Source organism: Okeania hirsuta (assembly GCF_003838195.1).
GTDB classification, from domain to species: domain Bacteria; phylum Cyanobacteriota; class Cyanobacteriia; order Cyanobacteriales; family Microcoleaceae; genus Okeania; species Okeania hirsuta.
The window spans coordinates 1-8,795 of sequence record NZ_RCBY01000270.1 but is presented as its reverse complement, the minus strand read 5'-3'; the positions used below and the strand labels follow the sequence as shown (position 1 = coordinate 8,795).

Here is an 8,795-nt window from a genome sequence, read left to right as displayed (position 1 = left end):
TGCCGATCTTCCGGTCAATGGGCGGATTCTTTGTATCGGTGTTGGTTTCGCCCTCAAGGATATTTAGTTAGTGCGGATTTAGCGTCTGATATGTCCACTTCGTCCTATTTCCATTGATATCATGTCCGTTGGTATCGTTTGTGTAAACCCAAGGGTAAATATCTACAGGAAATTTAGATTTTTTTCTGGCGAGGGTAGCCTTCTTCCCTTTTCTTTACTCTTCCCTCTTCCCTCTTCCTTCTTGCCTCTTCCTTCTTCCTTTCAAAGGGGGGCAAGGGGGGATGCCTTCTTCCCTTTTCTTTACTCTTCCCTCTTCCCTCTTCCTTCTTGCCTCTTCCTTCTTCCTTTCAAAGGGGGGCAAGGGGGGATGCCTTCTTCCCTTTTCTTTACTCTTCCCTCTTCCCTCTTCCTTCTTGCCTCTTCCTTCTTCCTTTCAAAGGGGGGCAAGGGGGGATGCCTTCTTCCCTTTTCTTTACTCTTCCCTCTTCCCTCTTCCTTCTTGCCTCTTCCTTCTTCCTTTCAAAGGGGGGCAAGGGGGGATGCCTTCTTCCCTTTTCTTTACTCTTCCCTCTTCCCTCTTCCTTCTTGCCTCTTCCTTCTTCCTTCCCTTTGCTATATAATGCCGATCTTCCGGTCAATGGGCGGATTCTTTGTATCGGTGTTGGTTTCGCCCTCAAGGATATTTAGTTAGTGCGGATTTAGCGTCTGATATGTCCACTTCGTCCTATTTCCATTGATATCATGTCCGTTGGTATCGTTTGTGTAAACCCAAGGGTAAATATCTACAGGAAATTTAGATTTTTTTCTGGCGAGGGTAGCCTTCTTCCCTTTTCTTTACTCTTCCCTCTTCCCTCTTCCTTCTTGCCTCTTCCTTCTTCCTTCCCTTTGCTATACAATACCGATGCTACCGGACATGATATGACTTCTCTTTCCTTAACTTGACACCAATGGTTGAAAACGCTAAAATTGCCAGAAGTTAATTGTGGAATTAGGAAGAATGTCTCTAGAAGATTTGTTGTCATCTAATTTTTGGGTTGCCAAGATGAAAACCTACTTCAAGGTCATGGACACTAACCAAAATGGTTTTTTGTCGCGCTCTGAATATGAAGAGATTGCGGAGCGGTTGGTACAAAATCAAAACGATCGGTCGAAAGACGAAGAAATTCGTGCAGTGTTTCGCTCCCTGTTTGATAACTTTGTTGCTGGAGGCAGTGAGGTAGATGCTGAAACCGAGATCGGTTACGAAAAGTTCCTAGCCAATGCTGCAAAGGCGGTCTCGTTGATGCAATCGTCGCGTGAAGCGGGTAGACGAAAGAACGAAGTGTTCTTTGATTTCGTAGATACAGATGGCTCTGGAAAGATATCCCGTGAAGAATACCGAAAGTATCTAGCAATATACTCTGGGGGAGAGGATACCGACCGTGCCGATCAAGCTTTCGACAGCATTGATGTTGATGGCAATGGTTTCATCTCCCGCGTCGAGTTCATTGAAGGTCATATGAACTACTGGTATGAACCCACTAGCGATCCGAGCTATTCTCCGCTTCCCTATGGGCCATTGGTAGATTCATAATATTAACCCGAGTTTGAGAATCGGCTGCGTGGTAGGTATGGACTTTAGCCGCGATCGCTCCCTAAGCGATCGCCGTCATCCTTTCTTGTCACAAAGTTTTAACGCTTGCCGTTAGTATAATAGTCCCGCGTCCCTTTCGCATCTGGTAGTTCACCATGTAAATATCGAAAAACTCTCTGTTACTCTAAATCTCTAAAAATGTTGAAGTATTCGATTCGTTTACTTGTACATTACTTGAGATTTAAAACTTTACCAGTTCCCACTTAAACATTACGCATTCTCCAACACCATAAATCTTATTGTTCAACAAACACAATCGTCATTACAGCAAGAAAGGTCATCTAAGAACAAACCTTGTCGGCGATATTCTTCCAAGGTCGTAGGATCGATTCCCAGACGTTGAGCAAGCGCATTTGCTACCACAGCAAATCGCTGCCGAAATTTATAAATGAAACAAAAAATTAGATTGCCGTGACGCACTGAAGGACCGACGACAAATAATCCTGGAGTTAGGGTAGACTCATCTTCTTGAGTCAGAGCTGCATAGCCATTTGTCCAGTCAAATAGAGGTGCGATTTGTTCTAAACTGCTATTAAACCCCGTACAGAGAATTGGCCGTGTAGAACTAAACCACTCTTCGTACTCGCTCTCCACCACATATCCTTTTTTTACTGCTTTGACTGCTTCAATCTGCTTGTCTCCAATTAGTTCTACCCGACCCATAGAATAAGCTATTTCTAAACGTTTTAGACTATAAGGAGACAGAGAAACACTAGGATCTGAGTCTAAGTTTGACCAGCTACTCTGGCGATCGATTAACTTTACTTTTTTCCCTAATGCTGCCAAATTTGATGCTGCATCTACACCGCTTTCATAGCCTCCGACAACTACAAATTCGTCCCCCTCAAGCTCTCTCCAAGAATTTATTTGGGAATTATGAATACACAATTCTGCCCCTGGAAAAGGATTAAGATTTGGATATTGAAACTCTCCTGCTGCCCAAATCACAAACTGTGAGCGCAACTCGCCTTTAGAAGTTTCCAAGACAAAGCCTTGGCCTTGAGGTAAAGCTGCAAGAGTTTTCACATTTGTCTCAGTTTTTATAGGTAGTTGAAAATGCTCTGCCACAGTCTCCAAATATAGGGCATATTCTTTCCCTGAAAGATGTTCCTTTCTGAAACTGAGGGCAGGAGAAGTATTTAAAACTACTGCGTTGAGATCCAGCAATCCAAAACCATGACTGGGAAACGACGGAGTAATGAACCCCATTTCTTCTGGCCAACGGCTAAAAGAAGCCCCGATTTGATGTCGTTCTAAAATGACAAAATTTTCAATTCCTAAATCTTTTAAGACTACGCCACAGCCAATTCCCGCAGCCCCAGCCCCCACAATTACAACTTCAAAACGGTCGTTAGTTTTGTTCACAAGAAGACAATCTCGAATAGATACTTTATGATAATAATAATCATTATATAAAAAAAAAGCTAGCTTTCTAACAAAAAATCTTGGTGAGGAAGTGGTCATTTCAGTTATCAGTTATCAGTACCTCTAGCTGTTTGCGCAGCATTCCGTAGGAAAGCAAGAAGCTTGACATAAGGAATATTCTCTGAGGTAAGAGCAAGATTATCAAAATAATATGGGTCTAAAACCCCGCCTTTTAAGGCGAAATATTTTTAGAGCGGGGCTCAAATCCCCATTACAAAAATCACTTCTGACTCTCTTGGTCGATTGGATATGGCGAACTTCGGAGCGGCTCTGTTAAGAGCGGGAGACCTCGCCATCCCATCCTTCGGAATGCTCCGCAAACGACCGCTTCTGACTTCTGACTTCTGACTTCGTTAAGAATATGCCTCGCTAACTGTTCTAAATTTCACTTGATTAGTACCAGGATTATAAAGAGTATAAGTCGCATTTCCCGGCACACTTCCCACATTACCGACTCCTATAACCTGACGGAGTGTTGTCAAAGTTTGAGTAGATGATGTTGTCTCAATAGTACCTACTTCAGCTCCCAACTTTGTCACTCCACTACTCACCGAACCATTTTCCAACTGATATTGAAAAGCTAAACCAGAGCGACCACAAAATAAATTATTAACGCCAAAACGCATTAATCTATCTAACATTTGTATCGGTGGAGTATCAGGAGTTAATTTATCCCTTACCCCCACAGTGCTGCCGTGAATTAATAAACAGTCAAGTTCAGAGAAACCAAAGGGTAAATTTCTCAACCATTCTACTGTTTCTCTATCCACATTATCCCATAATTTTTTCACAGTATCCATACCATATTCTGCTATTAATTCTGTCGGTTCAGCTGTGGTAGTTAATCCATGTAAAATCAAACATTGTTCTTCCCACCATCCCATACAGACTTGGGGTATAAGTTCGTTTGTTTTGGGATAACGTACTCGCTCTACTAATTTTTTGCAATCTCTATTTAGCCCGACTAAATCTCCTAAAATATATAAAGCTTCTACAGGATATTTCTGTTTTTTTATATCAGTAAGTACCGCTTCATAAGCTGTGATATTTCCTTGGATTCCAGTTAAAATTGCCCAATAATTCATATGATTTTTTGCTTTTTTTTAGGTTACAACAATTTCCACAGTTATGAGGCAAACTTTTAGATCCCCCCCTGCCCCCCTTAAAAAGGGGGACTTTGAAGGCTCCCCCCTTTTTAAGGAGGATTTAGGGGGATCGTAAATGTACCTTATCTTTATGGGAAATGCTATAGATAAAGTGAGATTAAATTGATAATTAATAATGGATAATTAATAATTACCTCTGGTTAAAACAGTTATTGATTGAATATAAGGAAATATTATTTCTTCTGTTGGTCAATTGGATATGACGTTTTCGGCTAAGAGCCCAAACGACCGCTTTTTTTCCCTTAAAATGGGAGGCTTTAAACCAGAATTATTCAATTATTAATTATTAATTATTACTTATCTTTCACAAATATGAGTAGGGTCATCAGCTCTTTCAGCAAACTCTAAACCTCTTGCCAAACGCCAAGCAAAAATTTCTGGCAATCCCTTATTAATTATAGCTTCACAAGTAAGTTGATAATTATAAGGAATCTCTCGAATATTTACTTCTCCTGTTTCATTGTCATAAATAACATAAGTAGCATTCGGTCTACCATGACGAGGTTCTCCGACAGAACCAACATTAACAATTTTTTTCATAGGAGCAATACAACTGTTTGACTCTAAATTTTCCCTCCCCAAACTACTAACTTTAACTAATAATTGACCAGCATCAAGAGTCCGAACATAAGGCACATGAGTATGACCGCAAAACAATACATCAGCACCACTACTTAAGACTCTTTCAACTGCTAAAAATCCATCTAAATCTGGCAATAAATATTCATGGTTACTATGAGGACTACCATGAACAAAACACATATTTTCTTCTTTCAAAGTATGAGGTAAAGATGCTAAATATTCTCGCGTTTCTGGATGAATTTCTTTATTAGTCCATTCATGGGCTAACTGACCACGTTTCTCTGCTAATAAAGAAGGATAACTACATTCACAAGAATTTAATCCCTCCACAATATCTTCATCCCAACAACCTAAAACTGTGGGAATATCTAAACTGCGAATTTGCTCGACAACCGCGTTAGGATGGGGACCATAACCAACCAAATCTCCCACACAGAAAATTTTCTCTGCTTTCTGTTTTTCTATATCTATTAATACAGCATTTAAAGCTTCGTAGTTGCCATGAATGCAAGACATAACTGCGATTTTCATACTAATTATTCCTCTTTCATTAATGGATAATGGATAATATCGTTTCACGGAATTCAAAAGTCAAAAGTCATGCATCGAGTGCGTAATTCTGAGGTCCCCTCAGAATGTAAGACGCACTCAAGACAGTCAAAAGTAAGATTTTATAGCTCAAAACTTTGATGCTTCAGTAATTTCAGCAAATTATTCGACATCTAAAGTTTGGAACTATTTGTAACATTCTTTTTTCAAATTGGTATAATGGATAATTACTTCTGGCTAAAACCGTTATTGATTAAATATAAAGAAATCATATTTCTTTTCTTGGTCGATTGGATATGGTTAGGAAACCCATCCATCCTACCCTACAGGAAGCTCCGAATATCGACCGCTTTTTTCCCTTTAAAAGGAAAGGCTTCAAGGCGCGAATTATTTAATTATTCATTATTCATTATAGGAAACCCATAAATCCCACCCTACGGGGATCTCCGAATATCGACCGCTTTTTTCCCTTTAAAAGGGGAGTCTTCAAGGCGCGAATTATTTAATTATTCATTATTCATTATTCGGTAATTCCTAATGTTTCTTTTACTTGTTGTTGATCAGCTAAAATTGCTGCATCGGGTAAACAACAATCTTGTAAAGTTTCTGCCAAAGCTTTTTGATTTAAGTTATGACCAAAAACTTCAATTCCACTAAAACGTTCTGGTCTACCTTCTAGCCACCTTGGTAAATTTAATTCTCGTTCTTCAGTCTCTTTTCCTAGTACAAAATCAAAGTACAAAGCACGTCCGTCAGCAATATCAAAAATTGCTTTAGCACGCATAATTTGACCATAAGCTCCAGCAGTTAATTCTTCATACCAAAAAACATCTAAACTTGCCGGATCGATGACTTGACCCTGGGTGGGCGATCGCCAAAATTGACAATTATTAATATTACTCTCAATAGCAAATCCTTCAACAGTTTGGTTTGCCCACTGATGCCATTCGCTATTTTCTATTCCTGGTGGGATAATGGCAATACGACTGCTAGGAATTTTATCGAGGAATGATGACATTGCATCTAACTCTAAATAAAAGCCTAATTCGATGAAAGCAACTGTACCATTAGCAAGATATTCTATGAGTTTTGACTGTTGAGCATCAGTAATAATTTTGAGATTGGGAAAATCCGTAGCCAGGCAAGTGTGGTCAATGGGAACATTGCCAGTACCGGGGCTAAAATAGACAGCAGGACTATCTTTCGGCATTTGTTCCCGAATAAAATTTGTTTTGCCGACTCCCGGTAGACCAGCTACTACAGTAATTATAGGTTTTGACATTTGGCGTTGGTAATTTGAGGTATGATATCATTTTCCCCTTCTAGGGGAGCTGCGCTAACGGATAAGAGCGTTATAGAACTCCATGACCTTTACGCGACCAAAAAACTTTCTGCTTCTACTATTCTTTCTTCTTCTTTCTTCCCTCCTGACTCCTGACTCCTGACTCCTGACTCCTAAGTAATTAAGACTAATATCATACACTAATTTACCAACTCCTGACATTTTTCTTCCATAGCTCAATTTTTCAATGCTGATACGATACGGCTACTTGCCATCCTTGCCCCCGATAGGTTTCTGGCGACAGGTCCTACTTGCAAAGCAGCTAACCCACCCATAATAAATAGTTTACAACCAGACCAGCACAAATATTCATCTAATACTGGCAACCCGTTCACTATTTTCACTGGGTGAGTATGCAAGACTTCTTTTAAGATAGGTTGTTGTGTGACATCAAGTTTTGTACCTGTTGCTAACCAGATACGATCGCCCTCCCACATCATTCCATCATCACATTTTACCTGCCAGCGATCGCCGACAAACTCAGCACCCACTACCTGACATTCCTCAAAAATAGATAACTCGTCTTGGTGTTGGTAACGGCGCAACTGAGTCATCACTTCTGGTGTCACGGAGCCGCCATCTCGCGCTTGTTGAATTAACTGCCATCGTTTTTGCCAGTCAGTTTCAGCGCTAAAACCTTTTAAATATTTTGGACCTAACCAACCAGCGTCGGCATCAAATAATTTCTCTTTGAGCTTACGTCTTAACATCAAGGCTACATTTGCGCCTCGTTTTAAAGCGCCCAATGCTAAGTGACCGCTAGTTAATCCCCCACCGATAATCAGCACTTTTTCTCCTCTGAGTCGCAAACCTTGCAAGTCTACTTCGTGGGAGTGACAAAGACTTTCGTTTGGATAGGGAGTAGAAATTTTTTTCGCCCATTCTGGAAGTTGCGGTTTTCCCCCACCATTAGCTATGACTACTTGACGAGCTATGGTTGAGTTACCATCATCTAGTTCAACTCGAAAGTTAGGTTTCCCTCGGTAGGTTATGGGAGCAATGTTTGTCACTGATGCTTTGTATACTTTGTCTTCTAACTGCCAGCGACTAACTACGTCTTGGGAAAATTCTTGAAATACTTTTGTTCCAGGTAAGTCGTAGGGAGGGAATAGTTCGTTTGGGCGATTTTCCGCAAACCGACGCAGGGAATAGGGGTCTGGGTCTGGGTGGTGAACGACGGGCGATCGCAAGTGGGGTATATCTTGAGCTGCAAACTGCTGTCGCCACTGACTCATCCAAGTGCCACTGGGGTCAAATACTATTATTTTATGGCGATACTTTTCCCGTTTTTGCAACAGATGAGTTACCAAAGTTAGGGCGTGGGGTCCCGCACCTACGATGGCAATGTTGGTTTGTTTTGGTAAGGACATGGAATTAAAGAACCATAATTATAAGAATGATAATCATTATTATTTTAATTATATATATAGCTGTAACGGCTCGCAAACAAGATTTTTCCTAGGTCATGCTGCGCAAACAGCTCACATTAACTACAAATAAGCTGTAAGCTTATTGATGTCTGCATTACAAGCTTATAAATACATATTGTCTCAAATTTATAGACAAATATTACAGCCAATGTTCAGTCTACAAGAGTACAGTAATACCAAGGCTCTGCCCATAACCTACATTTTGTAGTACTTGAAGAAGGAGACAGGAGACAGGAGACAGGAGACAGGAGGAAAATTACATGGGGATAGTCAACGAAGGGCCGCTCCGCGTCTACGCTCCCCCAAGTAATGCGTGAACACCCCCGTTGACGGTGGGGTATTAAACCCACAAAGAAAATGATAATGTAGGAGTCAAGAGTCAGAATTTAGGAGAAAGTCGTAGTAGTCAACAATTAAGTAAATATTAAGCATAAATATTTTCCTGAGAATTTGACGAATGAGAAAGTTAATATAGAAATATTTATAGAGTATAAATACTTACCAAACCACTGCTTTTCATAATATATACTAATTAGGGCTTGCTGATTAAATCTACAAGCATTGACATATAAAGAAAAGTGCCTTTTTGGGGTCGAAAAAAGTGCGCCTATTTCAGTCATTAACGCTCAAAAAGTTAGTATTTTAGGCGCATAGTTGGGCAGAAAAAT

9 protein-coding genes and 1 pseudogene are annotated in these 8,795 nt (G+C 40.3%); 2 read left to right on the top strand and 8 right to left on the bottom strand.

The window, feature by feature from the left end; all coding sequences use genetic code 11:
- Positions 1 to 386: 386 nt before the first annotated feature.
- Positions 387 to 638 carry a hypothetical protein gene (locus D5R40_RS27630; protein ID WP_124155507.1) on the bottom strand — a complete coding sequence of 84 codons (252 nt, stop codon included), beginning with the start codon at positions 636 to 638 and terminating at the stop codon, positions 387 to 389.
- Between the two features lie 144 nt (positions 639 to 782).
- The gene (locus D5R40_RS36220; RefSeq protein WP_124147650.1) at positions 783 to 1,022 is read right to left on the bottom strand and encodes a hypothetical protein; all 240 of its coding nucleotides are present in this window, start codon (positions 1,020 to 1,022) and stop codon (positions 783 to 785) included.
- On the opposite strand from D5R40_RS36220, the gene D5R40_RS27620 reads away from it, so the two are divergent.
- Both D5R40_RS27620 and D5R40_RS40185 read left to right on the top strand, forming a co-directional pair.
- Positions 998 to 1,573 (top strand): EF-hand domain-containing protein, encoded by a 576-nt coding sequence (locus D5R40_RS27620; protein WP_124147651.1) that lies wholly within the window; start codon positions 998 to 1,000, stop codon positions 1,571 to 1,573. The genes D5R40_RS36220 and D5R40_RS27620 overlap by 25 nt on opposite strands.
- A gap of 162 nt (positions 1,574 to 1,735) precedes the next feature.
- Positions 1,736 to 1,840 (top strand): annotated as a pseudogene (locus D5R40_RS40185) (IS1 family transposase); the annotation flags it as partial.
- A gap of 36 nt (positions 1,841 to 1,876) precedes the next feature.
- Here the strand turns inward: D5R40_RS40185 and D5R40_RS27610 are convergent.
- The 6 genes from D5R40_RS27610 to D5R40_RS27590 all read right to left on the bottom strand — a co-directional run bounded on the left by D5R40_RS27610 (position 1,877) and on the right by D5R40_RS27590 (position 8,067).
- Complete coding sequence (locus D5R40_RS27610) at positions 1,877 to 3,097, bottom strand: NAD(P)/FAD-dependent oxidoreductase (RefSeq protein WP_205127565.1); 1,221 nt, start codon at positions 3,095 to 3,097, stop codon at positions 1,877 to 1,879.
- 314 nt (positions 3,098 to 3,411) lie between these two features.
- The gene (locus D5R40_RS27605) at positions 3,412 to 4,143 is read right to left on the bottom strand and encodes a metallophosphoesterase family protein (protein WP_124147652.1); all 732 of its coding nucleotides are present in this window, start codon (positions 4,141 to 4,143) and stop codon (positions 3,412 to 3,414) included.
- Between the two features lie 378 nt (positions 4,144 to 4,521).
- Positions 4,522 to 5,337: a metallophosphoesterase family protein gene (locus D5R40_RS27600; protein WP_124147653.1), complete on the bottom strand. Its 816-nt coding sequence runs from the start codon at positions 5,335 to 5,337 to the stop codon at positions 4,522 to 4,524.
- A gap of 538 nt (positions 5,338 to 5,875) precedes the next feature.
- Positions 5,876 to 6,637, bottom strand: a complete 762-nt coding sequence (locus D5R40_RS27595; protein ID WP_124147654.1) for a GTP-binding protein — start codon at positions 6,635 to 6,637, stop codon at positions 5,876 to 5,878.
- A 54-nt stretch (positions 6,638 to 6,691) separates the two neighbouring features.
- Complete coding sequence (locus D5R40_RS36215) at positions 6,692 to 6,859, bottom strand: hypothetical protein (protein WP_161564745.1); 168 nt, start codon at positions 6,857 to 6,859, stop codon at positions 6,692 to 6,694.
- Positions 6,860 to 6,873: 14 nt separating this feature from the next.
- Positions 6,874 to 8,067, bottom strand: a complete 1,194-nt coding sequence (locus D5R40_RS27590; RefSeq protein ID WP_124147655.1) for an FAD/NAD(P)-binding protein — start codon at positions 8,065 to 8,067, stop codon at positions 6,874 to 6,876.
- Between the last annotated feature and the right edge of the window lie 728 nt (positions 8,068 to 8,795).